Genomic DNA, 26,560 nt, shown 5'->3' with positions numbered 1-26,560 from the left:
AGTCATGCGTAAAGCCGTCCTGATCCTCGCCGCCTTCGCCCCGCTCGCCGCCTGCTCGACCGTCGCCGAAACGGTGCGCGGTCCGGAACTGGCCCCCATCGGCTATCCCGCCGCTCTGATCCCGGCGCAGCAGGCCTATCTGCCCGCGCGCGAGACTGCGCCGGCCAGCGCCAACAGCCTGTGGCGCACGGGCGCCCGCACCTTCTTCGGCGACCAGCGCGCGCGCCACATCGGCGACATCCTGACGGTCAAGATCGACATCGACGATCGCGCCCAGACGCAGAACTCGACCCAGCGCTCGCGCTCCAACGAGATCAATGCCGGCGTCAGCAATCTGTTCGGCCTGGAAAGCAGCCTGGGCCGGGCTTTCCCCGGCGGCTTCGATCCGTCGAAGATGGTCGGCATGGAAGGCGATCTTAAATCGTCGGGCAATGGTTCGGTCACCCGCGCCGAGAAGGTGTCGCTGACCATCGCCGCCGTCGTCACCGACGTCCTGGCCAACGGCAATCTGGTGATCCAGGGTCGGCAGGAAGTGCGCACCAACCGCGAGGTCCGCGAACTGACCGTCGCTGGCATCGTCCGCCCCGAAGACATCTCATCGGCCAACGCCATCAACCACACCCAGATCGCCGAGGCGCGCATCTCCTACGGCGGTCGCGGCGACGTCAGCCGCGTCCAGGCCCCGCCCGTGGGTCAGGCGCTGGCTGAACGCTTCAGCCCGTTCTGACGCGGGCTAACCCTGCTGGTTGAACTGCGGACGGATAACCGCGTTCAGAGTGAATGTGGTCGTCTGATCTCTTGCGGTTCCAGCCGCGTCTGACGACATTGAAGACGACGCGGCGCTGCGCGTCGTCGGCGGGGGCTGACACATGATGCTGATACTCTCCGCCCTGATGGCGGCCGCGATACAGACTGCGCCCGGCGCAGGCTGGACCTGGAGCCTGTACGAGGGCGAGGGACCGATGGTGCTGGCCAACGACATCCCCGACACCGCCAGCCTGCGCGCCACGTTGCAATGCCTACCGGGTTCGGGCGCGGTTTCGGTCGCGGTCTATGGCGAGGATGCGTCCGCCGGATTTGCGCGTATCACCTCAGGCGGGTCGACGGCGACCAGCGAGGCGCGCATCGGGCGTGGCGGCAAGCTGGAGACGGCGATCCCCGTCGATCACCCCGCCTTTTCCGCCTTCGTCGCGAACGGCCGGATGACAATCGCCGTCGGCGACGACGCCAACACGATCACCGTCGAACGTCCGCACATGGCCAAGCTGCGTCGCTTCGCCGATCGCTGCGCCGGCTGAGGAACTCACGCATGCGTCTTCGCTTGATATCAGCCTTGATCGCCGTGTCGGCGCTCGCCGCTTGCGCGACCCAGGCCCCGATGCCCGCAGCCGGCTCGGCAGCGACCGCATCAGCGCCCGCGCCCACGCCCGGTTACGACTGGTTCCTGAACACCGATGGGCAGGAGGCCATGCTGGCCTACGGCGTCGCCAATAGCGACGAAGTCAAACTTCGGCTCGCCTGTCAGGTGGGGTCGAGCGCGCTGGAACTGACGGCCTCGAGCGACAAGCCGGGCCGCGAAATCTATTTGGAATCCGGCGGCGACACCGAGCGCTATCGCGCCGCATCTGAACCAGCCGTTGTGCATGACGGCGAACTGCTAACGGCGCAGGCCAAGACCAAGGATCCGGTCTTCCAGCGCTTCCGACGTCTGGGCTGGATCGCCGCCTGGGCTGACGACGAACGTCACGTCTACGCCGCCCATCCCGCCGCAAAGGTGCAAATCGAGCGGTTCTTCACCGTCTGCGGTTGACGCATCGGCGCTGCTCGGCTTGCGTGCCCCTCCTGACAGGAGGGGCGTCATGAAGATTTCTTATCTGGCTGTTGCAGCCATGCTTGCGGCTGGCTCGCCGGTTGCGGCCGTCGCGCAGACGCCGCCCGCTGCCGTCGCAACCGCCCCGGCAGACGCCGCGCTGAACGCCGTCATCGCTGACTACGAGACCTATCTGAAGTCGGTCGATCCGATCTCGGCAGGCGGAGAGGGCGATGTCGAGGCGATGGGGCGGGTGCCTGACCTGTCGCGGGAGTTCGAACTGGCCCAGCGCGCGCCGCTGCAAGGGTTCGTGCGGCGGTTGGCGGCCATCGACCCGGCAAGTCTTTCCCACGGCGGCGGCATCAACCACGCCTTCCTGCTCTATACGCTCAACCGCAGTCTCGAAGGGCTGGATTACGACACCAGCCGCCTGGCGTTCGACTCCGAAGGCGGCCCTGGAACCTGGGCGCTCTATGTCGGCGGCAGCACGCGCCTGAACTCGGTCGCGGAGGCCGAGGCCTACATCAAGCGTATCCGGGGCTTCGGCCAAATCTACGCCCAGACGACCGCCAATGCCCGGCGCGGCCTGGACACCGGCCTGGTCCAGGCTCGGTCCGTAACCGAAAGCGCCCTGACGCTGGCGCGAAACGATGTGGCGATCAAGCCGGACGCCGAGCCGCTGCTGAAGCCCTTGGCCACCCTGCCGTCCACCGTGTCTCAAGCGGATAAGGCTCGTCTTACCGCAGCGGCGACCGCGGCGGTTTCGGAAACGATCCTTCCCGCACGCCAAGCTTGGCGAACCTTCCTCGAGAGCGACTATCTGCCCAAGGCTCCGGTACAGCCGGGCATCGGCAATCGGCCCGGCGGCAAGGACCTCTATGCCTATCTGGTGCGCGGCCACACCACGACTGACCTGACGCCGGACCAGATCCACCAGATCGGTCTGGACGAGGTCGCCCGCATCCGCGCCCGCATGGATGTGGAAATGAAAGCGTCGGGCTGGGCCGGCGACTTCGCCGGCTTCCTGAACTTCCTGCGCTCCGATCCTCAGTTCTATGCGACCAGCCGCGAGGCCCTGTTGCAGCAGGCGTCGGAGATGGCCAAGCGCGCGGACGGCGGCCTGCCGCCTCTGTTCGCCACCCTGCCCCGCCTGACCTACGACGTGCAGCCCGTGCCGCCGCAGATCGAGGAAAACTACACCACCGGCCGCTACAACGGCGGTTCGATGCAGAACGGCGTTTCGGCCCATTACATCGTCAACACGTCCAAGCTGGATCAGCGTCCGCTGTACGAGTTGCCCGCCCTGACCCTGCATGAGGCCGTTCCGGGCCATCACCTCCAGATCGCCTTGCAACAGGAGGCGCCCGGCCAACCCTATTTCCGCCGTCAGGCCAATGTCAGCGCCTATACCGAGGGCTGGGGCCTGTATGCCGAATATCTGGGCGAGGAGATGGGCTTCTACCGCACGCCTTACGAACGGTTCGGCCGCCTGTCCTATGAGATGTGGCGCGCCTGCCGACTTGTCGCGGACACCGGCCTGCACTGGATGGGCTGGACCGAGGAACAGGCCCGCGCCTGTTTCCGCGACAACTCGGCCCTTGCGCCCCACAACATCGAGACCGAGCTTCAGCGCTACATCGGCTGGCCCGGCCAGGCCACGGCCTACAAGATCGGCGAAATCCGCCTGCGCGAAATCCGCGCGCGGGCCGAGCGGGAGCTGGGGTCGAAGTTCAACGTCCGCACCTTCCACGACGCCCTGCTGGTCGAGGGCCCGCTGCCGCTGGCGCTGCTGGACCAGCGGATGGACGCCTGGATCGCGGAGCAGAAGGCGAAGTAGCAGAAGCGTCGTCTCTTCCCCGCTTCGTGGGGAGGTGGCTCGGAGCGAAGCGGAGAGACGGAGGGGTTCTTAGCCGCATCACAGGCCGCTTGTGGGACTTCAAGAGCCCCTCCACCGCTTTGCGGTCCCCCTCCCCACAAGTGGGGAGGAGACGATGGGCTTACGCCCAGTCCGGCTCCGGCAAACCTTTCGACCGCAGGAATTCCGGGTTGAACAGCTTGGACGCATAGCGCGAGCCGGGATCGCACAGGCAGGTCACGATGGTCTTGCCTGGCCCAAACTCGCGCGCCAGCCGCACCGCGCCGGCGATGTTCACCCCCGCCGATCCGCCCAGCGACAGGCCTTCGTGCTTCACGAGGTCGAACAGGATCGGCAGAAACTCCGCGTCCTCGATCCGATAGGCGTAGTCGGGTCTGAAGCCTTCCAGATTGCCGGTGATGCGGGCCACGCCGATCCCCTCGGTGATCGACGATCCCTCGCCCGTCATCTCGCCCTTGGTGAACCAGTTGAACATGGCCGCGCCCGCTGGATCGGCCAGGGCGATGGTCACATCCGGCTTCTGCTCGCGCAGATAGGCGCCGACGCCGGCGATGGTCCCGCCTGAGCCGACGGCCGAAACGAAGGCGTCGACCTGACCGTTTGTCTGCGTCCAGATTTCGGGGCCGGTCGTGTTGTAGTGGGCCTCGCGGTTGGCGGTGTTGTCGAACTGATTGGCCCAGATGGCGCCGGCCTCTTCGCTGTCGTTCAGTTCGGCGGCCAGACGCCCGGAATAGTGGACGAAATGGTTCGGGCTGGAAAAGGGCGCGGCGTCCACCTCGACCAGGCGCGCGCCCAGCGAGCGGATGGCGGACTTCTTCTCTTCCGACTGGGTGCGTGGAATGACGATGACGACCGGATGACCCAAGGCGGCCCCGACCAGGGCCAGGCCGATTCCGGTGTTGCCGGCCGTGCCCTCGACGATCGTCCCGCCGGGTTTCAGCGCGCCCGACGCCCGCGCGCCCTGCACGATCGACAGGGCCGCGCGATCCTTGATCGAGCCGCCGGGATTCAGAAACTCGGCCTTACCCAGGATTTCGCAGCCGGTCGCGTCAGACAGGCGGTTCAGGCGCACCAACGGCGTATTGCCGATCAGGTCGATGACGGATGACGTAGCGGACAAAGTTGGGCTTTCAGGCGAAGGTCGAAACAGGGCGGATCAGGCGGCGGCCTGGCGTTGCCCTAAGTGGATGCCGCACTCGACCTTGTCCATGCCCGACCAGCGTCCGGCGCGCGCATCTTCGCTGTCCTGAACCGCGTGGGTGCAAGGCCAGCAGCCGATGGATCGGTAGCCCTGTTCGACCAGCGGATGGCGCGGCAGATCGTTCTCCTCCAGCCAGGCTTCCACGTCGTCGGCGTCCCAGTTCGCCAGGGGATTGATCCGCAGCACCCCGTCCAACACCTCGAACGGCTTCAGCTTTGCCCGCGTCGCGGCCTGATAGCGTTTCCGCCCGGTGATCAGAGCATTGAACTCCGCTGTGGCACGCGCCAGCGGCCGCACCTTCCGCAGGTCGCAGCAGGCGTCGGCGTCGGTCTTCCACAGGTCATCGCGCGCATCCAGCGCAGCCTTCTCGCCCGCATCCGGCGTGACCAGCCGCACATCAGTCAGGCCCAGCGCCTTGGTCAGCTGGGTGCGATAGGACAGGGTCTGGAGGAAATGCTGGCCCGTCTCCAGAAAGATCACCGGCACGGTTTTGTCCTCGCCGGCGATGATGTCCAGAAGGGCGGCGGACTCGGCGCCGAATGACGAGATGGCGCCGACCCGCAGGCCCAGCGCCGGATCCAACGCCGCCTTCAGGATTTCGGACGCGTCTTGCCCCTCGGTCTCGCGGTTCAGCCGTTCGGCCAGCGCGTCCAGATCGCGGTCGTTGGACGCCGCGAGCCGCCGCTGCCAGATCGTCGGTGCGGGATCCACGGCGGGCTGGTAGGCGGCGCTGAACGCCTGATCCATGCGGTCCCAGGCGGCCGCATCCGCGCCCTCGGCCAGTTCCACCGCATCGAAGCCCGAACGCCGCAGGTGTCGCGCCTGATCCGGCAGCACCTTGCCCGCCGCGATCAGCCGCCCGGCGTAACCGCGCTCTCGCAGCACCGCCGCCAGCGAGAAGCCGCGTCCGTCGCGGAAGGCGTCGAACTCCAGCACCAGCGTATCTTCGCTTGCGGCGGCGGCCTCGACCTCCTCCAGCGGGGTCGTCACCGACAGGCGCAGCCCGTTCTGTATGCCCTCAAGCCGTTGCATCGAGCGTCTCATAGATGGCGTCGCGGAAGGGATCGGGTCCGACGCGGCGCACCGTGTCGATGAACCGCTCGCCGTCCGTGCGGATTTGCAGATAGCGGTCGAGGGTCCGCTGAATGGCGGGCGCGACGTCATCAGCCGGCAGGCTCTTGCCGACAATGTCGCCCAGCGCCGCCTGTTCGTCGGGGGAGCCGCCGACGGTGATCTGATAGTATTCCTCGCCTTTGCGATCGACGCCCAGGACGCCGATGTGGCCGACGTGGTGGTGGCCGCAGGCGTTGATGCAGCCGCTCATATTGATGCGGACCGGCCCCAGCTTCTCCTGATAGTCCATGTCCGCCAGCCGCTTCGACAGGGCCTGGGCCACCGGGATCGAGCGGGCGTTGGCGAGGCTGCAATAGTCCAGGCCCGGGCAGGCGATCACGTCGGTCGCCAGATCGGCGTTGGCCGTCGCCAGCCCCGCCTCTCGCAGCGCTCGCCACAGAGTCGGCACGTCGTCCAGCTTCACATGCGGCAGGACCAGATTCTGCTCATAGGCGGCGCGCAGTTCGTCGAACGAATAGCGCTCGGCCAGGTCCGCCACCACGTCCATCTGGTCCGCCGTGATGTCGCCCGGCACCCCGCCGACCGGCTTCAACGACACCACCACCGAGGCGTAACCCGGTTGACGGTGACGACGGACGTTGTTCCTCGCAAATCGAGCGAAGTCCGGATCGGCCAGCAGGGCGCGGTCGAACGGGCCGCTGACCTTGGACAGAGCCTCGAACGGCGGCGAGGCGAAATAGGCCTGAATTCGCGCGGCCTCGTCCTCGGGGATGCGCAGATCCTCACGGCGCAAGGTGGCGTAATGCTTGTCCACCTCCTCGCGGAAGGCCTCGATGCCCAGCGAGGCGACCAGGATCTTGATCCGCGCCTTGTGGATGTTGTCACGCCGACCCTCCAGGTTCCAAGCCCGTAGAATGGCGGTCAGATAGGCCAGCAGGTCCGCCGCCGGGACCGCCGGGGCGATCTCCTGACCGATATGGGGCAAACGTCCCTGTCCGCCGCCGACGAAGACGCGGAAGGCCGTTCCACCATCGTCGCCCTTCACGATCTGCAGGCCGACATCGTGGGTGCGGATCGCCGCCCGGTCCTTCTCGGCCCCGATAACCGCGATCTTGAACTTGCGCGGCAGGAAGCTGAATTCCGGGTGGATCGTCGACCACTGGCGGATGATCTCGCACCAAGGACGCGGATCCTCGATCTCGTCGTCGGCGGCGCCGGCGAAGACGTCTGTCGCGGTGTTGCGGATGCAGTTGCCGCTGGTCTGGATGGCGTGCATCTCGACATCGGCCAGGTCGCTGAGGATCGCCGGCAGGTCGGTCAGGGCCGGCCAGTTGTACTGGATGTTGCAGCGGGTGGTGAAGTGACCGTAGCCCTTGTCATAGGTCCGCGCGATATGGCCCAGCCGACGCATTTGACGACTGCTCATCACCCCATAGGGAATGGCGACGCGCAGCATATAGGCGTGCAGTTGCAGATAGACGCCGTTCATCAGCCGCAGCGGCTTGAACTCGTCCTCGGTCAGGGCGCCGGATGCGCGCCGCGCCACCTGGTCTGAGAATTCCTCAACCCGTTCACGCACCAAGGCGTGGTCGAACTCGTCATAGCGATACATCAGCCCACGCCTCCGACGACGCTGTGACCGACGGTCGGCCCGGCCGAGCGGATGCGCTCCTTGAGTCGGTCACGCCCTGACGGCGTGCGGTCCTGAACGTCGAACAGATAGGGATTCACGAAGACGTCCGGCCGCCCGGCGACATCAGCCAGCACGACCTCGGCCGCCGTCTCGTCCAGCATCGAAGCCTGGTCGATGTGCTCGACCGGCTGGTTCTCGACGCCTGCATAGATGACGCGACCGTCCGACAGGCGGTTTGCGGTCACGATCTTCACGCCGCCGCCTCCGTCCGCGTCTCGACCGACGCCGAGAAGGCCGCCGTCTCGCCGACGAACAACAGAGCCGGGCCGGCGAGGTTCGCGCCGCGCACCATCGCGCCCAACCCGTCCAGACGCCCGGTCAGAACCCGCTCGTCCGGGCGGCTGCCGTTCTCGACAATGGCGACGGGTGTCGAGGGCGAGCGCCCCGCCGCAATCAGGCGCGCAGCCGTCTCCTCGGCTCGGTCCGTGCCCATATAGATGGCCAAGGTGTGGTTGGGGCCCGCCAACCGCGTCCAGTCGGCCTCGACGCCGCCCGGCTTGGCCTGGGCCGTCACGAACGTCACCGCTTGGGCGTGGTCGCGATGGGTCAGCGGAATCCCCGCCGAGGCCGCGCAGGCCAGGGCCGCCGTGACGCCCGGCACCACGAAGACGGGAACACCGGCCGCCCGCATGGCCTCCAGCTCCTCGCCGCCGCGACCGAAGACGAAGGGATCGCCGCCCTTTAGCCGCACGACGCGGTGGCCGGCCTTGGCCTCCTCGATCATCAGGGCCTCGATCTGGTCCTGGGGCACCGAATGTTCGCCGCGCGCCTTGCCGACATAAAGCCGCTTGGCGTCGCGTCGCGCCCGTTCCAGCACCGCCTCGGGCACCAGACGGTCGTGGATGATGACGTCGGCGTCCTGCAACACGCGCAGCGCCTTCAGAGTCAGCAGTTCGGGATCGCCCGGCCCGGCGCCGACGATATGGACCACGCCCTGTTCGGGTGCAGCCGAGTTCAACAGGCGCAGTATCTCGCGCCGCGCCTCGGCCGTCCGACCTTCCGCCGCCAGCGTCGCGGCCGGACCCCGGAAGGCTTTTTCCCAGAAGCGCCGGCGCGCCATGAAGTCTGGCACGCTGGCCTTGACCGTGTCGCGCAACTCGCGCGCCAGCCGCGCCACATTCGCCAGTCCGGCGGGCAGTACGCCCTCGATGGCCGTGCGGATGTCACGCGCCAGGATGGGCGCCGATCCGCCGGTCGCCACGCCGATCACGACCTCGTCGCGATCGATCAGGGCCGGGGTCTGGAAATCGCTCAGATGCGGCTTGTCCACCACATTGACCTGGGCCCCCGCCGCCCGCGCGAGATGGCCCAGCCGCACGAGTTCATCCGCGTCGTCCAGCGCCATGAACACGAGCCGTGCACCGGCCAGATCTTCAGCCTCTGGCGCACGCAGCACCGGCTCCGGCGCGCTCAGCGGGATTTCCATCCGGGGCGGCGCCCCGTCCGGTGCGAACCACAGCAGCTGCGCCGGCGTGTTCAGAAACAGTCGCAGCTTGGCCAGGGCGGGTTCACCGCCGCCGATGATCACGATCTTTGCGGCCTCCAGGGGAATGGAGGCGAGAAATACACGCATCGTCTTGCTTTCTGGGCCGTCGGGAGAGGAAACAGGGACGACGGCAGGGCGCGAACCTTCGTCTTCCCCGTCCAGAGCCGCAAACCAGATTGCCTTTGTCTCGCTGATAGGATTTCTATCCGCGATGGCCCGTCCCCTGCTCCCGCTCAACGCCCTGCGCGCCTTCGAGGCCGCCGCGCGGCATCTGAACTTCTCGCGCGCCGCCGACGAACTGTCAGTGACGCCGGGCGCGGTCAGCCAGCAAATCCGCCTCTTGGAAGACATCGTCGGCGGGCCGCTGTTCGTGCGCGAGGCGCGGGGCCTGCAACTGACCGATCTGGGCCGCTCGTCCGTGCCGCTGCTGCGCGAGGGGTTCGAGCGGCTGATGGACGCCTCGGCCCTGTTGCGCGAACCCCCGCGTCGCAAACAGGTGTCGATTAGCGTAGCGCCCGGCTTCGCTTCCAAATGGCTGATGCCGCGCATGGACGACTTCCATACCGCCCATCCCGAGATCGAACTGTGGATCTCGGCAGACATGGAGCCGGCGGACCTGAGCGAGGGCAAGGTCGATCTGGCGGTGCGCTACGGTCCCGGCGACTATCCCGGCCTTACGGTTGATCGGCTGATGACCGAGACGGTTCTGCCTGTCTGCGCCCCATCGCTGATGGATGGCGAAAAGCCGATCCGCAAACCGGCCGACCTGATCGGACACACCCTGTTGCACGACATGTCCAACGATGGCGATCCCAGCCGCCCGGACTGGGCCATGTGGTTGAAGGCGCGGGGCATCCGTCACCCCGACCCGCGACGCGGCTCGCGCTTCAACCAGTCAGGTCTGTTGATCGAGGCCGCCATATCGGGGCGCGGCGTGGCCCTGGCCAAACGCACCCTGGCCCAGGCGGACTTGGCGTCAGGGCGACTGGTCGCGCCCTTCCCTGACGGGTCCGAGGCGGTCGGCTTCGCCTACTACGTCGTCCAGCCCCGCGACCGGCCGCCCTCGCCCAGCGCGACCGCTTTTGTCGGCTGGCTGAAGAAACAGGCCGTGGATCACGACAATACGATGGGTCAGTTGTAGGGTTCGTTGCACCGCAGATTGGCGGCGCAGGAAAAGGACATCCGCCATGGCTGACGACAAGGCCCCTCGCCTCGCGGTCCTGATCGATGCGGAGAACGCTTCCGCCCGCATCGCAGAGGCGCTCTTCAGCGAAATCGCCACCTTGGGCGAGGCCTCGGCGCGACGCATCTATGGCGACTTCGCCAGCCCGCAGATCGCCGGCTGGACGCGGGTTTTGGCCCGTTTCGCCATCCAGCCGCAGCAGAACTTCGCCAACACCAAGGGCAAGAACTCGGGCGACATCGCCTTGGTCATTGATGCGATGGACCTGCTGCATTCAGGGCGATTCGACGGTTTCTGCCTGGTGTCGTCGGACGCTGACTTCACCCGACTGGCGGCGCGCATCCGCGAGGAAGGCGTCGATGTCTATGGTTTCGGCGAGCAGAAGACGCCCGAAAGCTTCCGTCAGGCCTGCACCCGCTTCATCTATACCGAGAACCTGATCGCGCCGGTTACAGTCGACGCCGGGGCCAAGTCGCCCGTGGCCGAGGCGCCGGCGACCAAGCGCAAGCCATCCGAAGCGGCGCGACTGATCGCGGCCATCATCGCCGACATGGACGAGGACGGCGACGGCTGGGTGGCGGTGGGCGGCATCGGCAATCGGCTGCGCAACGCCCATCCCGACTTCGATCAGCGCACCTATGGCTACGCCAAGCTGTCAGACCTGATCCGCGCCACCGGCCGGTTCGAGGTCGAGACCGGCGAACGCGGCGCGATGCGAATTCGCGACCGCGCCTGACGCGTTTACGCGCGGACGGCTTGGCTCGCGGAAACGCCGAGGGCCTGAAGCGCGGCGGCGGTGATGTGTTCGGCGTTCAGGCCGGCCTGGGCGTACATCGCCATGGGCGCATCCTGGTCCTGGAAGACGTCGGGCAGGTTCAGGGTGCGGATCTTGAGCCCGCCGTCCAGCGCGCCCTTTTCGGCCAGCAGTTGCAGCACGAAGGCGCCGAAGCCGCCCATGGCGCCTTCTTCAACCGTGATCAGGGCCTCGTGCTCGCGCGCCAGACGCAGGATCAGATCGGCGTCCAGCGGCTTGGCGAAGCGGGCGTCGGCGACGGTGGCCGAGACACCCTTGGCGGCCAGCATATCCGCCGCCTTCAGCGATTCCTGCAGACGGGTGCCCAGGCTGAGGATGGCGACCGAGGTCCCCTCGCGCACGATCCGACCTTTGCCGATCTCCAGCGGGGCGGCCAGATCAGGGATCTCCACGCCCACGCCGTCGCCGCGCGGATAGCGGAAGGCGCTGGGCCGGTCGTCGATGGCCAGACTGGTCGAGATCATCGCCGCCAGTTCGCCCTCGTCGGCGGCGGCCATCAGCACCATGCCGGGCAGCGCGCCCATGAAGCCGATGTCGAACGATCCGGCGTGCGTGGCGCCGTCCGACCCGACCAGGCCCGCCCGGTCCATGGCGAAGCGCACCGGCAGCGACTGGATCGCCACGTCGTGGACCACTTGGTCGTAGCCGCGCTGAAGGAAGGTCGAATAGATCGCGCAGACCGGCTTCATGCCGTCCGCCGCGAGACCGGCCGCGAAGGTCACCGCGTGCTGTTCGGCGATGCCCACGTCATAGGTCCGCTCAGGGAAGGCCTGGCCGAACAGGTCCAGACCCGTGCCCGACGGCATGGCCGCCGTGATCGCCACAATCGACGGATCGACCTTGGCGTGTTTGATCAGCTCGGTTCCGAACACCTTGGTGTAGCTGGGCGCATTGGAGATGGCCTTGGCCTGCTTGCCCGAGACCACGTCGAACTTGACGACCGCGTGGAGCTTGTCGGCGCTGCTTTCGGCGGGGGCGTAGCCCTTGCCCTTCTGAGTCACGACGTGGACGAGCACCGGGCGGTCCTCGATGGCGGCCGCCTTCTTCAGGATCGGCACCAGATTGTCCATGTCGTGGCCGTCGATCGGACCGACGTAATAGAAGCCCAACTCCTCAAAGAAGGTGCCGCCGGTGACCATGCCGCGGGCGTATTCCTCGGCCTTCTTGGCCGCCTTGCGGAAGGGGCGCGGCAGGTGCTGGGCCACCGTCTTGCCCAAGCGGCGGACGTTCTGATAGGCGCCGCCCGACACCAGGCCGGCCAGATAGGCGCTCATCCCGCCAACCGGCGGCGCGATCGACATGTCGTTGTCGTTCAAGATGACCATCAGTTGGCCGCTGGTCGCCTCGGCGGCGTTGTTCATCGCCTCATAGGCCATGCCGGCTGACATGGAGCCGTCGCCGATGACGGCCACGACGCGATTCTTCTCGCCCTTCTGGTCGCGCGCGGCGGCGAAGCCCAGGGCGGCGCTGATCGAGGTCGAGGCGTGGGCGGCGCCGAACGGATCGTATTCGCTCTCGCTGCGCTTGGTGAAGCCCGACAGGCCGCCGCCCTGGCGCAGGGTGCGGATGCGGTCGCGCCGCCCGGTCAGGATCTTATGCGGATAGCACTGATGCCCGACGTCCCAGATCAGGATGTCCTTGGGCGTCTCGAACACATGGTGCAGCGCCGTGGTCAGTTCGACCACGCCCAGCCCCGCGCCGAGATGGCCGCCGGTGACGGACACGGCGTCGATCGTTTCGGCCCGCACCTCCTGCGCCAGCTGTTTCAACTGGGCGATATCGAAGTCCCGCGTGTCGGCGGGCGTCTTGACGGTGTCGAGTAGCGGGGTGTCGGGCATCAGCCGTAAAACCTTGGAAAGTCTGGTCGATCAACCCGCAGGTCGTTTCAACGTTTCGTATCAGGACCGGCGCTTTAGCACAAAGTCCACGCTGGCCCTGAGGATTTCGGCCTCGTCGCCGAACGGCTCCAGATGCGAACGGGCTTGGTTTGCGAGATGCGCGACCCTTTGCCGCGCCGCCTCCAGACCCAGCAGGGTGACGAAGTTGGTCTTGCCGAGAGCCGCGTCCTTGCCCCCGGCCGCCTTGCCCATTTCCTCGGCCGAGCCTTCGGCATCCAGCAGGTCGTCGACGATCTGATAGGCCAGGCCGACATCGTGGGCGAAGCTGATCAGGGCATGACGGTGTTGGGCCGAGGCGTCGGCGATGATCAGGGGAATTTCGAAGGCATAGGCGAACAGGGCGCCGGTCTTCAGGCGCTGCATTCGCGCCACGCCGCCGAGGTCATCGCGCACGCCCAGCAGATCGATCATCTGACCGCCCGCCATGCCCCGCGCGCCGGACGCCAGCGACAGCCGCGCCGCCAGTTCACAGCGCACGGCCGCATCCTCATGGGTGTCGTCGTGCAGGATGATGTCAAAGGCGGCCGTCTGCAGCGCATCGCCGGCCAGCACTGCCGTCGCCTCGTCATAGGCCCGGTGAACGGTCGGCCGGCCCCGGCGCACATCGTCGTCGTCCATGCACGGCAGGTCGTCGTGAACCAGGCTGTAGGCGTGCACGCATTCCAGCGCGCAGGCGGCGCGCAATACCGATCGCTCATCGATGTCGAAAAGGCGTGCGGCCTCCAACGCGAAGAACGGCCGCAAGCGTTTGCCGGGACCCAGCGCCGCGTAGCGCATCGCTTCGGTCAGGCGGGATTCCGGTCCCTCGGCGCGCGGCAGCAGTTCATCCAGCGCGACCGTGACCAGATCGGCGACCTCAGCCACGCGATCGATCACCGCCTGTTCCGGCGAGTTCGCGGCGATGACCCGGTTCACGAGAACCGGCTCCAGACCAGGCTCGAAGACGACATAGGGATCATTCGAACGACGCCGCCTCGACGCCCTTGGCCTGACCGTCCGGGCCGACCACGATCTTTTCCACACGCAGTTGAGCCGCCTTCAGCCGCGCCTCGCAATGCGCCTTCAGCTTGGCGCCCTCTTCATAGAGGGCGATCGATTCTTCCAGCGGCGCCTGGCCGGATTCCAGGCGAGACACGATGGTCTCCAGGCGCTTCAGGGCGTCTTCGAAGCTGAGATCGGCGGGGATGGCGGCGGCGGTATCGGTCATGGCGCGGACCCTAGAGGCGCGCGCGGGGCGCATCAACGTCAGAAGCGGCTATCGTTTCTCGTAGCGACGCTGCGACCAGTATTTGAAGCCCTGGTTCTGAACCAGCTTCCAGCCGTCGGCCTTCAGCGCGCGCCCGACCATATGGTTGAAATAGCCATGGGCGAAGACCAGCACGTCCTGACCGCTCTCGGCTCGCGCGATCAACTTTTGCGCCGCCTGATCGGCGCGCGCCTCGGCCTGGGCGCGGGTTTCCTGGCCGCCGTGATGATCGAAAGCATGCCACCAGAAACGCGACACCACGCCCCACCATTTGGGCGACAGCTTGATCCATTCCGGAATCGGCGGCGGCGGCAAGGGCGCCTCGATGAACATGACATCAGCCATGACCTCGCGCCCCGCCGCGACAGCAGCGGCGGTTTCCTGGGCGCGCTGACGGGTCGAGGCGTAGATGGCCCCGGCCCCTTGGGCGGCCGCAACGAGTTCGGGCGGCGGGGTCTGGCCGGCCAGCAGGCCGCCGATCTCATACTTCGCCCACCAGTCGCCGTACTGGCGCGCCGAGATCAGGCATTTGCGCGACAGGGCCGGCTCGCCGTGACGCGTCAGAATGATGGCGCCAGGACGGACAGCGACAAGCGCGCCAACGGATGGCGCGGCGTCAGGCGGAGACACGGACGGTTCGGTCGAATCGAGGGACAGGGCGGGGGCTGACATGACAAACGGACGGGCCTTTGGTTTCAAGGCGTTAAGCGTCCTCAGTCCTCCCCGAGCGCAGCGACGTGGGCGACCGCAGAGCGGCCTAGTCCTTCAAGGTCGTAACCGCCCTCAAGCGCCGACACAACCTTGCCCGAACAGGTCCGACGCGCGACCTCCAGAATCGCACGCGTCGCCCAGGCGAAATCCTCCGCCTCCAGCGACTGATGCGCCAGCGGATCGCGCCGGTGGGCGTCGAAACCGGCCGAGATCAGGATCAGGTCCGGCCGGAACGATTCCAGCGCCGGCATCAACCCGCCAGCGAAGGTCGCGCGCCAGTTCTCGCGCGCCGCATGGGGCGCGACGGGGGCGTTGACGATATTGCCGACGCCCGTCTCTGACGCGGCGCCCGTACCGGGATAGAGCGGCATCTGGTGGATGGAGGCCAGGAACAGGCTGTCGTCGTCTTCGAACGCCGCCTGGGTGCCATTGCCGTGGTGAACGTCGAAATCGACCACCGCCACCCGCGCCATCCCTTCGGCCTGGGCCGCGCGCGCCGCGACGGCGACGGAGGAGAACAGGCAGAACCCCATCGCGCGGTCCGGCTCGGCGTGGTGGCCCGGCGGACGCACGGCGGCGAAGGCGCGATCCATCTCGCCCCGCGCCACGGCTCGCACCGCATCGATCGCCGCCCCGGCCGCCAGCCGCGCCGCCGGCACGCTGCCAGGTGAAAGGACGGTGTCGGCATCCAGCTGGATCATGCCGGCGACCGGCGAGGCGTCCAGCAGGCGTGCGACATAGGCGGCGGGATGCACCCGCTCCAGATCCGCAACCTCGGCCTGGGTCGCGGCGCGCCGGTCGCGGGCCAGGCCTGCGTCATCCAGAGCATCCAGCACCGCCTTCAGCCGCTCGGGACTTTCGGGATGGCCCGCGCCAGGCGTGTGGGACAGCATGGACGGATGGGTGAAGATCGGCAGAGACATTGAAGCGACGATACGACGGGCTTTCGGACTTGTCGCCCGTGACGCGCACCAAGGCGCGCGCTAGAGCCGGCGCATGACCGAAATCGTGATCCGCCATGCCCGCCCCGAAGACGCCGCCGCGCTGGGCGCCCTGGGGCGCCAGACCTTTATCGACACCTTCGTCGAGGGGTTCGGCATCCCCTACCCGAAAGCCGACCTGAACGCGTTTCTGGACGCCAATTTCGATCTGGAACCGACGCTGAAGAAGTTGGTGGAGCCCGACTGCGCCTGGTGGGTGGCCGACCGCGACGGCGAGCTGCTGGCCTTCGCCAACGCTGGGCCCAATGGCCTCCCCCACCCCGAGGCCAGACCGTCGCACATGGAATTGCGCCGGCTCTATGTGTCGAAGGCGGCGCAAGGTCTGGGCCTTGGAACCCGACTGCTGAAGCTGTCTCTGGACTGGATGGAAACCCACACGGACGGACCGCTGTGGATCGGCGTCTGGAGCGGCAACGACAAGGCCCAGCGCCTCTATGCCGCCTATGGTTTCGAGAAGGCGGGAGAATACGACTATCCCGTCGGCGCCTGGCGCGACCACGAGTTCATCTTGCGGCGCGGCTGATCCGGGTTCACATCCCTCTCATGCTCCTGCCCTTCTTCACTGCCCTGCGTGACGCCAAGGTTCCGGTGTCGATGAAGGAATGGCTCCATCTGATGGAGGCCATGGATCGCGACGTGGCGGGGCGCGAGGTCGAGGCCTTTTATCACCTGTCGCGCGCCGTCCTGGTTAAGGACGAGAAACACTATGACCGGTTCGATCAGGTGTTCGGGACGGTGTTCAAAGGGATCGAGTCGGTAGGGGCGGGCGAGGACCTGACCACCGACATTCCCGAGGACTGGCTGCGGCTGCTGAACGAAAAATATCTGACCGACGAGGAGAAGGCCCAGATCGAGGCGCTGGGCGGGTTCGACAAGCTGATGGAGACGCTAAAGCAGCGGCTTGAGGAACAGCACGAACGCCATTCCGGCGGCTCCAAATGGATCGGCACGGGCGGCACCAGCCCCTTCGGCCACGGCGGTTACAATCCCGAAGGCGTGCGCATCGGCGGGCCGGGCAAACACGGCCGGGCGGTCAAGGTCTGGGAGAAGCGCGAGTTCAGGAACCTGGACGATACGGTCGAACTGGGCACGCGCAATATCAAGGTGGCCTTGCGCCGCCTGCGCCGTTTCGCGCGCGAGGGGGCGGCCGAGGAACTGGACATCGACGGCACCATCGACGGCACGGCGCGCCAGGGCTGGCTGGACATCCAGATGCGGCCCGAGCGGCGCAACACCATCAAGGTGCTGCTGTTCCTCGACATCGGCGGTTCGATGGACGGTCACATCAAGCTGGTTGAGGAGCTGTTCTCGGCTGCCAAGACCGAGTTCAAGAACCTGGAGTTCTTCTACTTCCACAACTGCCTCTACGAAGGCGTCTGGAAGGACAATCGCCGGCGCCACACCGAGCGGATCCCGACGTGGGATCTGCTGCACAAATACCCCGGCGATTGGCGCGCCATCTTCGTCGGCGACGCGACGATGAGCCCCTATGAGATCACCATGCCCGGCGGCTCCGTCGAGCACTGGAACGAAGAGGCCGGCGCCGTCTGGATGAAGCGGGCGTGCCAGCAGTGGGAGAAGTCGGTCTGGCTCAATCCCGTCCAGGAGCGGTACTGGGACTATACCGCTTCCGTCGGCCTGTTGCGCGAGGTGATGGAGCAGAGGATGTTCCCGCTGACGCTCGAAGGCCTCGACAAGGCGATGCGCGCCCTGACAAGGTAGGGGACGTTCAGGCGACCGCCTGAAACTTCACGAAGGGTCCGGCCATGATCGCCGCCGCCTTCGCCTTGTTGATCCTCCAACAGACTGCGCCGACCGTCGTGTGGGATGCGCCCGCGCCGGAGGCGGTCGTTGAAGCGCCCGCGCCGCCGCCCGAGCACAACATACCTGCCTGGGGCCTTGCCGATCCGTTCGGCTTCGAGCGCGCACGGTGCAGTCCGCTGGTGCGCGGCCAGAAGTCCATGGCCGAATGCCAGACCGAGGTGCGCGAACAACTCGCCATCGCCATGGGGTCCGACCTGCCCGAGGCTCTGCGCCCGAGCGGCATGGCCGGCGACTGCCAGATGATCCGGGCCAGCGCCGCGGGCTCGGACTATGCGGTCCAGTGCGGCCCGCAGTCGCGCACGGCAGCCGCGCCCTCGAGTCTGCGCGAAATGGATTGTCGTCCGCGTCCGGTCGAGGGCGGGTTCAGCTCCGAGTGCCGCCCAGTCGATGCAGCGGACAAGAAGGGTCTGTCGCTGACGCTGTGGGGCGACAAGGATTGATCGACACAGAAAAGCGCCGCCCGCTTTCCCGGACGGCGCTTCGCATTTTCGCGCATTTCTAGCAAGGCTTAGGCCTTGTCGCGCAGGCTGTCCTTGGCGCCGCCAACGGCGTTCTGGACCTTGCCTTCGACCTGATCGGCCTTGCCTTCGGCTTGCATCTTGGTGTCGCCGGTCAGCTTGCCGACGCCTTCCTTGATCTTGCCGCCGATGTTTTTGGCGGCGCCTTCGATACGGTCATGATCAGCCATGGAAATCTCCTGTTTTCATCGCCGCGACGTGGCGTTGCGGTTCGAAAAATAAACGACTTCGCTGAGGGCCTGTTCCGTAAAGCTCAGCTTGGGCGGCGGAGCCAGACGGCGACAGCCCAGGCGTGGGAATCGTGACGCAAGCGCGAGATGGCGAAGGTCGGATCCAGCCACACCAGCGTATGATCGTCCTCGCATTTCGCATCGGGATTTTCCGCCGCCACGGTCGCTGTCCAGAAGCCGCCGACGTTGTTCACCGGCTCGCGCGTGGACCGCACGAAATACTGGCTGGCCTCGGCGATGCGGTTCAGCGGCGTAACCGTCAGGCCGGTTTCCTCGACGAATTCGCGGATCAGGGCCTGGACCTCGGTTTCTTCCATATCCACGCCGCCGCCGGGAAGGTCGAAATAAGGACCGGCCTCGCGCTCGACGCGCACGCAGGCGATCAGGCCCTCACGCTCGACGATGCCGAACGCGGTGGCGCGGTGACGATAATCCGAAGCGGGTTTGCGAACGCCGAACTGCAACATGATGAAAACCGACCCTAGAGGTCGAACGACAACCTGGCGCGCACACCCTTGTGGGTGCCGTCGAACTCGACCGCCGACCGCAGACCCGATGCCATGGCGGAAATGATCTTGGCGCCCAGACCAGTGCCCTTTGGCGTGCCGTCGCCCATGCCGGGGCCGTCGTCCTCGACCGTCAGCATCACGCGATGTTCGTTTTCGCGACGCAGATGGATGCGTATCTCGCCGCCCTGCCCCGGCGCATAGGCGTATTTGACGGCGTTGGTCACCAGTTCGGTGACGATGACGCCGATGGAGACGGCCTGATCGGTGGTGACCGACAGAGGCTCGGCGTCGAGCGTCAGTTTGGGTGATCCTTCGTCCGGTCCGATGGACTTGGACAGTTCGTCCATCAGCCCGACCAGATATTCGTCCATCGCCACGTGGCTCATGTCGCCGGACGTGTAGAGGCGGCGGTGAACATGGGCGACGGCCTCGATCCGCGCCTGCGATTCGCGCAACGCGTCCTTCGCCCCCTGATCGGTGACGTGGCGCATCTGCAACGACATGAAGCTGGACACCAGTTGCAGCGAGTTGCCGACGCGGTGGTTGACCTCGCGCAGCATGGCCTCGGCCCGATCGCGCGCCCGGCGGATTTCTTCCTGCGCCAGTTGGTTCTCGCGCTCCAGCCGACGACGCGACAGGGCGTCCTCGAGCGCCGAGCGCAACAGGGAGGTGAAGTCCTCCGACACGTCCTTGATCACATAGTCCGCCGCGCCGGCGCGCAGGGCCGCGACGGCGATCCGACCATCCTGCGCACCCGTCACATAGACGACGGGCGGCGGCGCCGTCAGGGCCAGAATGTCCGGCAGGACGTCCAGCCCGTCTCGCGTCGGCATATAGTGGTCCAGCGCGCAGACGTCGTAGTCATGCTGCTGCAACAGCTCCAACCCCGCATCGCCGTCCGGCGCGCAGGTGACGGCATAGCCGTGACGCCCCAGCTCCTTCTCGACCAGCCGGGACAGACCCCGATCATCGTCGATGTAGAGCAGGCGAATGGGCTGGGACGCGTTGATCGTCAGATCTCCGGCGCCTGAATCACCGACAGGAACAGGCCCAGCTGACGGATGGCGCCGGCGAAGGATTCATAATCCACCGGCTTGGTGATGTAGACGTTGCAGCCCAGATCGTAGCAACGCTGGATCTCGACCTTGTCGTCTGTTGTGGTCAACACGACGACCGGCGCCCGCTTCAGACGATCGTTGCCCTTCACCTTTTCCAGAATGTCCGTGCCCGACATATCCGGCAGATTGAGGTCGAGCAGGATCAGGAGCGGACCGTTGGCCAGGATTTCGTCGCTGAACAGATAGTCCAGCGCCGATCCGCCGTCGTCGAAATGCTTGATCTCGTTGTTGATGTTGGCCCGGCGGATGTTCTTTTCGATCAGTTTGGCGTGGCCGTGGTCGTCTTCGACCATAATGATTTTGACGGGTTGCGTCACAGCGCGCCTCCGGGTTCAGACAGGATCAGTCGTTTGGGGAATTTCAGCAGGAAAGTCGAGCCTTTGCCCAGTTCGGACTCGACGTCGATGGTGCCGCCCAGGCGGCGCACGCTGTTTCTGACGAACGCCAGCCCCAGACCTTCGCCGGAACGGTCTTGTTTTCCCGAGCGACGGAACAGCTCGAAGATCCGCTCGTGGTCGCGTGGGGCGATGCCCCGGCCGTTGTCGGCGACCCGGTAAACGACCCAGCCGCCCGGTACGTCCTCGCCCGACACGACGATTTCGCCCGGCCGGTCGTGATCCAGATATTTGACGGCGTTGTCGATCAGATTGCCGACGATCTGCTCCATCGAAATACGGTCGCTTTCGATTTCAGGCAGCGACTGCACATCGATGCGCGCGCCCGAGGCTTCGGTCTGGTGATGGACGCTGTTGGCGATGTTCTGAGCCATCGTCGTCATGTCCAGCGGTTCTGGAAGCAGGTTGCGGCGACCTTCGCGCGACAGCTTCAGGATGGCGTTGATCAGCCGGTCCATCTTCTCGGTCGAGGCGCGGATAAAGCCGATGGCCTCGGGCATTTCCTCGCGGACGGCTGTGACGATCTCGGGATCGACCACGCGCGTCTTTTCCGCCTCGTAGATCGCCTTGTCGACGATCTTGCCCGCCTGCTCCAGTTCGGAGGTGTAGCCCATCACGTTGACCAGCGGCGCGCGCAGGTCGTGGCTGACGATATAGGCGAAGCGCTGGATCTCCTCGTTCGCGCGCATCAGGTCGCCGGTGCGCTCGCGGACCTTGTCCTCCAGGCTGGCGTTGGCGGCGTCGAGCGTCGCACGGGCGGACTGGATCTCGGCCACGTATCGCCGCACCAGCCAGGCCGACAGCAGGGCCAGAACGATGACCAGAAGCCCCGCGATGGCGTTCATGACCACCGTCAAAACGCCAGACCGTTCCGACGCGATCCGTCGGTCCTCGATCCGCTTGGATTTCAAGGCATCGAACGTGTCCACGGCCGCGCGCAGTTCGTCCATGTAGCGCTTGCCCTCGCCCGAGCGCACGGACTGGATCGACTGACCGATCCGTCCCTGCTGAGCCAGCGACACGGTGCGCTCCATCTCCGCCCATTTGCGATCGGCGAGGCGATGAATGGGATCGACGGTAGCCTTCAGGGTCGGGTCGAGCGCCGCCCCCTCGTCCAGGAAGGCCAAGGCCGGCGCCATGTCCGCCTGCGCCTTGCGATAGGGATCGAGGAAGTCGCTGCGCCCGGTCAACAGGAAACCGCGTTGGGCCGTCTCGGCGTTCAGCATGGCGATCAAGGTCGTACGCGCCGCCCGGCGCATCTGCTGGGCGTGTTCGATGGTCCGGTTCACTGACGCCGTGCGCTGGATCATCACGAACGTCGTCGCATTGACCAGAATCAGCAGCCCGAACACCAGGACCAGCATCGCCGACATGGACCGGGCCAACGACGGCGTACGCATGAAGTCGCGCAGGCGCGACCATTGGGATCGGGGGTTCGGACTCATGACGGCGGAGCTTTAGCGGGGTGCGTCGCCGCGTCAAACGTCAAACTGCCAAGTCGGCGGGATCAGACTTGGCCCAAGGTCCGCAGACGGGCCTTGGGATGGATCTCGTTCTGGCTCATCACGACGGTCTGGCCGCGGAAGCGTTCGATGATCGATCGCACATAGGGCCGCGTCATCGGGCCGGTGAGCAGCACCGGGTTTTCGCCCGTCATGGCGATCCGCTCGAAGGTGTCGCGCACGGCGCGGATGAAGTCCTGAAGGCGCGACGGCGCCATCGCCAGCTGCTTGTCTTCGCCCTGACCGATCAGGCTTTCGGCGAAGGCGTTTTCCCATTCCGGCGAAAGGGTGACGATGGGCAGGGCGCCCTCGCCGTCCTTGTTCTGCCAGCACAGTTGGCGGCCCAGGCGCGCACGTACGTGTTCGACCAGGGTGGTGACGCTGGAACTGTGCGGCGCAGCCTCGGCAAGGCCTTCCAGAATGGCCGGCAGGTCGCGAATCGACACCTTCTCACGCAGAAGCGATTGCAACACCCGCTGCAGCGTCGTGACGGTGACCACGCTGGGCACTAGTTCTTCGACCAGCTTCTTCTCTTCGGCGCCCAGTTCCTTCAGCAGCTTCTGCACCTCCGCATAGGACAGCAGATCGGCCATGTTGTCTTTCAGGATCTCGGTCAGGTGCGTCGTCAGGACCGTCGACGGATCGACCAGCGTATAGCCCCGGAACGTCGCCTCCTCGCGCAGACCTTCCTCGATCCAGGTCGCCGGCAGGCCGAAGGCCGGTTCGCGCATATGCTCGCCCGGAAGCTCGACCTGGCGCCCCGCCGGATCCATCGCCATCAGGTGGCCCAGCCGCACTTCGCCCGCGCCCGTCTCCATTTCCTTGATGCGGATGGCGTAGCCTTGGGTCGGCAGGCGCATGTTGTCGAGGATGCGCACCTGGGGAATGACGAAACCGTATTCCTGGGCCAGCGACCGCCGCAGAGCGCGAATCTGATCGGTCAGGCGCCGCCCTTCAAGGTCGTTGATCAGGCTGAGAAGCGAGTAGCCCAGTTCGATCTTCACCTCGTCGATGGTGAGCACATTGGCGATCGGCTCTTCGACGTCTTCCTTGGGTTTTGCGGCCGCTGCCGCCGCCGCAATTTCCGCCTCTGTCGGCTGAGGCTTCAAGCGATTGCGGCCCAGCCGCCAGGCCATGAAGCCCGAGCCGATGGCCAGGGCCGCGAACGGGATCAGCGGCATACCAGGGATCAGACCGATCAGACCGGCGGCGCCCGAGACCACGCCCAGCGACACGGGATTGGTCGCCAGCTGAGTGACCATGGCCTTGTCCGCCGTGCCTTCGACGCCGGCCTTTGACACCAGGAAGCCGGCGGCGATCGAGATGATGATGGCCGGCACCTGCGTCACCAGACCATCGCCGATCGTCAGTTGGACATAGGTGTTGGCCGCCTCCATCGCCGGCATCCCGTGTTGCAGCGTGCCGATCAGTATGCCGCCGATGGCGTTGATGAAGGTGATGATCAGACCGGCGACCGCGTCGCCGCGCACGAACTTGGAGGCGCCGTCCATGGCGCCGAAGAAGGTCGATTCCTGCTCCAGCTCCTTGCGGCGCAGCTTGGCCTGGTCCTCGGTGATCAGGCCCGACGACAGATCGGCGTCGATGGCCATCTGCTTGCCCGGCATGGAGTCCAGGGTGAAGCGGGCGGACACTTCGGCGATCCGGGTCGAGCCCTTGGTGATGACGACGAAGTTCACCACCAGAATGATCGCAAAGATGATCACCCCGATGATGAAGTTGCCGCCCATCATCAGCTGACCGAAGGCGTTGATGACCTGACCCGCCGCATCGTGACCTTCCTGGCCGTGGGTCAGGATCAGGCGCGTGGACGCCAGGTTCAGACCGAGACGAAACAGGGTCGAGACCAGCAGCACCGTCGGAAAGATGGCGAAATCCAGCGGCCGCTTCATCATCACGGCGGTCATCAGGATCAGCACGCTGGACACCAGCGAAAAGGCCAGCAGCAGATCCAACAGGAACTTGGGCACCGGCAAGATCAGCAGCATGATCACGCCGATCACGCCGACCGCCATCAGCACTTCGCCGCGATTGACCCAGCCCAGGACGTCGCGGCCCGTCGGACGCGCCATGCCGTCCTTCATCATCACCGGCGTATCAGTCACGGCCCAACGCCTTCAGCGCGCGACGCGTCGCCACAGCGACGACGGCCGCATTGGCGTCGTCCGACGTCGCCCGGGTGGCGTGGTAATAGGCGGCGACGATCACAGGTTGGCCGTTCGGCGGATACAACAGGCCGATGTCATTGGTCGGCCCATAGCCCCCTGTCCCCGTCTTGTGCGCCACCCGCCAATCCGCTGGCGTCCCAGCCCTAAGACGATTCTGACCCGTGGGCGTATCGGTCATCCACTGCAGCAACAGGGCGCGCGACGCCCCGGTCAGAGGCGAGGCCGGATCGAGGAAAAGACGCTTGAGATTGGCGACCGACTGGTTGGGAAGGATCGTATCCTTATCGCCGTCCAGACGATTCATCTCCGGCTCGAAACGGTCCGAGCGGGTGCTGCCGTCGCCGATGCCGCGATAGAAGGTCTGCATCGCCGACGGGCCGCCCATGGCCTTCAGCAGCAGATTGGCGGCAGGGTTGTCGCTGACCTCCACCGCGCCCTTCATCAACTGCTCGACCGTCAGGCTGGCGCCAACGGCGGGCTCGGTCACCGGAGCGTGGTTGATCATGTCCGCCGCAGCGATGGGGATGCGGCGATCCAGTCGCTCCTGCCCGGCCTGCACCCGCAACAGGGTCGCGGCGGCCAGATACATCTTGAAGGTGGAGCAATAGACGAAGCGTTCGTCGCCGCGCCAAACCAGCTTCCGCCCTGTCGCCGCGTCCTGAACGACGAAGCCCAGACGGCCGCCATTGCGCGCTTCCAGGTCGGACAGATCAATGATCTCTTCTGACAGAGGGGCGGGCGCTGCAGGGTGTGATTCCGCGCGCGGCGAACAGCCGACCGCGCTCAAGGCGGCCAGCCCCGTCAGGACGCATCGGCGCTCCACGGGTGCGCCCATGGGTTCAGGCCGCGTAGCCCGAGGCGGAGACGCCGCTCATCGGCGCCGGAATGGCCGTGCCCTCATCGGCATATTCGTTCAGCTTGTTGCGCAGGGTGCGGATCGAGATGCCCAGGATGTTGGCCGCGTGGGTGCGATTGCCCAGGCAGTGGGTCAGGGTGTCCAGGATCAACGTCTTTTCCATCGCCGCCACAGTCTGACCCACGAAGCTGCGGGTCACGGCGTCGGCTGCCTGGGCGGCACGCGCAGCCACTCCGGCTTGCGGCGCCTCATAGGCCTGTCCCGCCATCATGCCTGCGCTCAGGCCGCCCAGCGGCTGACCGTCCGGCAGACGGATGGCGTCGACATCGATCTCGGGCCCGGTCGCCAACAGCACCGCGCGGTGCATGGCGTTTTCCAGCTCGCGGACGTTGCCCGGCCAGCGATGGGCCGAAATGGCCTGACGCGCTGCGGCCGAGATCGGACGCACCGGCACGCCGTTGGCGGCGGCGTATTTCTTGATGAAATGGTCGGCCAGAACCACGATGTCGCCGGGGCGCTCGCGCAAGGACGGCAGGCGCAGGTTCACCACGTTCAGGCGATACAGCAGGTCCTCACGGAAGGTGCCTTCCGCCACGGCCTTGGCCAGATCGCGGTTCGAGGTCGCGATGATGCGGATGTTGACCGAGACCGGCTTGGAGCCGCCCACGCGATCGATGACGCGCTCCTGGATGGCGCGCAGCAGCTTGGCCTGAAGCCGGGCGTCCATCTCGGAGATTTCGTCCAGCAGCAGGGTGCCGCCGTCGGCCTCTTCGAACTTGCCGATGCGGCGCGCGACGGCGCCGGTGAAGGCGCCCTTCTCGTGGCCGAACAGTTCGGATTCCAGCAGATTGTCGGGAATAGCGGCGCAGTTGACGCTGATGAAGGGGCGCTCGGACCGGCGCGAATGCTCGTGCAGATACCGCGCCATCACCTCCTTGCCGACGCCGCTTTCGCCGGTGATCAGGATCGAGGCTTCCGAGCGCGCGACCTGGTCGGCCAGTTGCAGCACCGCCTTCATCGACGGGTCGGCCGAGATCATCGGCTTTTCGTCGTCGGCGACGGCCGACAGGACGGCGGCGATCAGTTCGGCGTCGGGCGGAAGCGGAATGAATTCCTTGGCGCCGGCCTTAATGGCGGCGGCCGCCTCTCGCGCATCGGCGTCGACGCCGAAGGCCACGACCGGAATGGTGATCCGCTCGGCGTCGTTGGCGGCGATCAGGGCGGCGATGTCCAGCTGATAGTCGACCATCAGCAAGTCGGCGCCCTGCCCCCGGCGCAGTTGTTCGGTCGCCTGGTCGGCGCGCTCGACGTGATTGACCTTGGCGCCGTGCGCCATGGCCATCTTCACCGCCGAAGCGAGCTGGCCGCTCAGTCTGCCTACCACCAGAAGACGCATCGTTCTTCTCCTCTAATCTCTAAAGCCGGTCGC

The 26,560-nt window shown here is 66.4% G+C and carries 27 protein-coding genes; 9 read left to right on the top strand and 18 right to left on the bottom strand.

Annotation, left to right across the window (positions count from 1 at the left end; genetic code table 11):
* The first annotated feature begins 4 nt into the window (after nucleotides 1-4).
* The 4 genes from flgH to QRN13_RS10335 all read left to right on the top strand — a co-directional run bounded on the left by flgH (nucleotide 5) and on the right by QRN13_RS10335 (nucleotide 3,647).
* Entirely contained in the window at nucleotides 5-727 is a 723-nt protein-coding gene (flgH, locus tag QRN13_RS10350) for a flagellar basal body L-ring protein FlgH (protein WP_153922591.1), read from the top strand.
* 145 nt (nucleotides 728-872) lie between these two features.
* Nucleotides 873-1,298: a hypothetical protein gene (locus tag QRN13_RS10345; RefSeq protein ID WP_284877853.1), complete on the top strand. Its 426-nt coding sequence runs from the start codon at nucleotides 873-875 to the stop codon at nucleotides 1,296-1,298.
* Nucleotides 1,299-1,309: 11 nt separating this feature from the next.
* Nucleotides 1,310-1,810, top strand: a complete 501-nt coding sequence (locus QRN13_RS10340) for a hypothetical protein (protein WP_284877852.1) — start codon at nucleotides 1,310-1,312, stop codon at nucleotides 1,808-1,810.
* Between the two features lie 49 nt (nucleotides 1,811-1,859).
* Nucleotides 1,860-3,647, top strand: coding sequence for a DUF885 domain-containing protein (locus QRN13_RS10335; protein WP_284877851.1), 1,788 nt, complete (start codon nucleotides 1,860-1,862; stop codon nucleotides 3,645-3,647).
* Nucleotides 3,648-3,807: 160 nt separating this feature from the next.
* On the opposite strand, the gene QRN13_RS10330 is transcribed toward QRN13_RS10335, so the two are convergent.
* The 5 genes from QRN13_RS10330 to cysG are packed head-to-tail and all read right to left on the bottom strand — an operon-like array spanning nucleotide 3,808 to nucleotide 9,227.
* Nucleotides 3,808-4,806 carry a cysteine synthase A gene (locus QRN13_RS10330; RefSeq protein ID WP_174085933.1) on the bottom strand — a complete coding sequence of 333 codons (999 nt, stop codon included), beginning with the start codon at nucleotides 4,804-4,806 and terminating at the stop codon, nucleotides 3,808-3,810.
* Nucleotides 4,807-4,842: 36 nt separating this feature from the next.
* On the bottom strand, nucleotides 4,843-5,919 hold the full coding sequence (locus QRN13_RS10325; protein WP_284877850.1) for a phosphoadenylyl-sulfate reductase: 1,077 nt from the start codon (nucleotides 5,917-5,919) through the stop codon (nucleotides 4,843-4,845).
* Nucleotides 5,906-7,573, bottom strand: a complete 1,668-nt coding sequence (locus QRN13_RS10320) for a nitrite/sulfite reductase (protein ID WP_284877849.1) — start codon at nucleotides 7,571-7,573, stop codon at nucleotides 5,906-5,908. Before QRN13_RS10320 ends, QRN13_RS10325 begins: the two co-directional genes overlap by 14 nt.
* Complete coding sequence (locus tag QRN13_RS10315; RefSeq protein ID WP_284877848.1) at nucleotides 7,573-7,848, bottom strand: DUF2849 domain-containing protein; 276 nt, start codon at nucleotides 7,846-7,848, stop codon at nucleotides 7,573-7,575. Before QRN13_RS10315 ends, QRN13_RS10320 begins: the two co-directional genes overlap by 1 nt.
* Nucleotides 7,845-9,227, bottom strand: a complete 1,383-nt coding sequence (cysG, locus tag QRN13_RS10310; protein ID WP_284877847.1) for a siroheme synthase CysG — start codon at nucleotides 9,225-9,227, stop codon at nucleotides 7,845-7,847. Before cysG ends, QRN13_RS10315 begins: the two co-directional genes overlap by 4 nt.
* 124 nt (nucleotides 9,228-9,351) lie before the next feature.
* On the opposite strand from cysG, the gene gcvA reads away from it, so the two are divergent.
* Together gcvA and QRN13_RS10300 are read left to right on the top strand one after the other, a co-directional pair.
* Nucleotides 9,352-10,281 carry a transcriptional regulator GcvA gene (gene gcvA, locus QRN13_RS10305; RefSeq protein WP_066626336.1) on the top strand — a complete coding sequence of 310 codons (930 nt, stop codon included), beginning with the start codon at nucleotides 9,352-9,354 and terminating at the stop codon, nucleotides 10,279-10,281.
* Between the two features lie 46 nt (nucleotides 10,282-10,327).
* Complete coding sequence (locus QRN13_RS10300) at nucleotides 10,328-11,059, top strand: NYN domain-containing protein (RefSeq protein ID WP_284877846.1); 732 nt, start codon at nucleotides 10,328-10,330, stop codon at nucleotides 11,057-11,059.
* Nucleotides 11,060-11,064: 5 nt separating this feature from the next.
* Here QRN13_RS10300 and dxs read toward each other — a convergent pair whose 3' ends face one another.
* From dxs to QRN13_RS10275, 5 genes are all read right to left on the bottom strand, one after another.
* The gene (gene dxs, locus QRN13_RS10295; RefSeq protein WP_284878068.1) at nucleotides 11,065-12,978 is read right to left on the bottom strand and encodes a 1-deoxy-D-xylulose-5-phosphate synthase; all 1,914 of its coding nucleotides are present in this window, start codon (nucleotides 12,976-12,978) and stop codon (nucleotides 11,065-11,067) included.
* Between the two features lie 57 nt (nucleotides 12,979-13,035).
* Nucleotides 13,036-13,911, bottom strand: coding sequence for a polyprenyl synthetase family protein (locus QRN13_RS10290; protein ID WP_066555007.1), 876 nt, complete (start codon nucleotides 13,909-13,911; stop codon nucleotides 13,036-13,038).
* A gap of 79 nt (nucleotides 13,912-13,990) precedes the next feature.
* The gene (locus QRN13_RS10285) at nucleotides 13,991-14,242 is read right to left on the bottom strand and encodes an exodeoxyribonuclease VII small subunit (protein ID WP_017504472.1); all 252 of its coding nucleotides are present in this window, start codon (nucleotides 14,240-14,242) and stop codon (nucleotides 13,991-13,993) included.
* A gap of 48 nt (nucleotides 14,243-14,290) precedes the next feature.
* Nucleotides 14,291-14,953: a histidine phosphatase family protein gene (locus QRN13_RS10280; RefSeq protein WP_052247765.1), complete on the bottom strand. Its 663-nt coding sequence runs from the start codon at nucleotides 14,951-14,953 to the stop codon at nucleotides 14,291-14,293.
* A 41-nt stretch (nucleotides 14,954-14,994) separates the two neighbouring features.
* Nucleotides 14,995-15,915: a histone deacetylase family protein gene (locus QRN13_RS10275; RefSeq protein WP_284877844.1), complete on the bottom strand. Its 921-nt coding sequence runs from the start codon at nucleotides 15,913-15,915 to the stop codon at nucleotides 14,995-14,997.
* A gap of 73 nt (nucleotides 15,916-15,988) precedes the next feature.
* On the opposite strand from QRN13_RS10275, the gene QRN13_RS10270 reads away from it, so the two are divergent.
* From QRN13_RS10270 to QRN13_RS10260, 3 genes are read left to right on the top strand one after another with little or no spacing between them, the layout of a single operon-like run.
* Entirely contained in the window at nucleotides 15,989-16,516 is a 528-nt protein-coding gene (locus QRN13_RS10270) for a GNAT family N-acetyltransferase (RefSeq protein WP_284877843.1), read from the top strand.
* Between the two features lie 20 nt (nucleotides 16,517-16,536).
* The gene (locus QRN13_RS10265; protein WP_284877842.1) at nucleotides 16,537-17,715 is read left to right on the top strand and encodes a vWA domain-containing protein; all 1,179 of its coding nucleotides are present in this window, start codon (nucleotides 16,537-16,539) and stop codon (nucleotides 17,713-17,715) included.
* 44 nt (nucleotides 17,716-17,759) lie between these two features.
* Nucleotides 17,760-18,257 (top strand): hypothetical protein, encoded by a 498-nt coding sequence (locus tag QRN13_RS10260; protein ID WP_284877841.1) that lies wholly within the window; start codon nucleotides 17,760-17,762, stop codon nucleotides 18,255-18,257.
* A gap of 68 nt (nucleotides 18,258-18,325) precedes the next feature.
* On the opposite strand, the gene QRN13_RS10255 is transcribed toward QRN13_RS10260, so the two are convergent.
* From QRN13_RS10255 to flbD, 8 genes are all read right to left on the bottom strand, one after another.
* Nucleotides 18,326-18,505 (bottom strand): CsbD family protein, encoded by a 180-nt coding sequence (locus QRN13_RS10255; protein ID WP_055754117.1) that lies wholly within the window; start codon nucleotides 18,503-18,505, stop codon nucleotides 18,326-18,328.
* Nucleotides 18,506-18,588: 83 nt separating this feature from the next.
* Nucleotides 18,589-19,032, bottom strand: a complete 444-nt coding sequence (locus tag QRN13_RS10250; protein ID WP_055754116.1) for an NUDIX domain-containing protein — start codon at nucleotides 19,030-19,032, stop codon at nucleotides 18,589-18,591.
* Nucleotides 19,033-19,046: 14 nt separating this feature from the next.
* Nucleotides 19,047-20,051, bottom strand: a complete 1,005-nt coding sequence (locus tag QRN13_RS10245) for a histidine kinase dimerization/phosphoacceptor domain -containing protein (protein ID WP_284878067.1) — start codon at nucleotides 20,049-20,051, stop codon at nucleotides 19,047-19,049.
* A 35-nt stretch (nucleotides 20,052-20,086) separates the two neighbouring features.
* Nucleotides 20,087-20,509 (bottom strand): response regulator, encoded by a 423-nt coding sequence (locus tag QRN13_RS10240; protein WP_235551281.1) that lies wholly within the window; start codon nucleotides 20,507-20,509, stop codon nucleotides 20,087-20,089.
* Nucleotides 20,506-22,032: a sensor histidine kinase gene (locus QRN13_RS10235; protein WP_284877840.1), complete on the bottom strand. Its 1,527-nt coding sequence runs from the start codon at nucleotides 22,030-22,032 to the stop codon at nucleotides 20,506-20,508. Before QRN13_RS10235 ends, QRN13_RS10240 begins: the two co-directional genes overlap by 4 nt.
* Before the next feature lie 62 nt (nucleotides 22,033-22,094).
* The gene (flhA, locus tag QRN13_RS10230; protein ID WP_055754112.1) at nucleotides 22,095-24,194 is read right to left on the bottom strand and encodes a flagellar biosynthesis protein FlhA; all 2,100 of its coding nucleotides are present in this window, start codon (nucleotides 24,192-24,194) and stop codon (nucleotides 22,095-22,097) included.
* A 10-nt stretch (nucleotides 24,195-24,204) separates the two neighbouring features.
* Entirely contained in the window at nucleotides 24,205-25,110 is a 906-nt protein-coding gene (gene bla, locus QRN13_RS10225; RefSeq protein ID WP_284877839.1) for a class A beta-lactamase, read from the bottom strand.
* 4 nt (nucleotides 25,111-25,114) lie between these two features.
* Nucleotides 25,115-26,527, bottom strand: a complete 1,413-nt coding sequence (gene flbD / locus QRN13_RS10220) for a sigma-54-dependent transcriptional regulator FlbD (RefSeq protein ID WP_284877837.1) — start codon at nucleotides 26,525-26,527, stop codon at nucleotides 25,115-25,117.
* Nucleotides 26,528-26,560: the final 33 nt, after the last annotated feature.

Source organism: Brevundimonas sp. MEB006b (assembly GCF_030209705.1).
Taxonomy (GTDB): Bacteria; Pseudomonadota; Alphaproteobacteria; order Caulobacterales; family Caulobacteraceae; genus Brevundimonas.
Note: the sequence above shows the minus strand (reverse complement) of the source record. Positions and strands in the feature narration are given on the sequence as shown.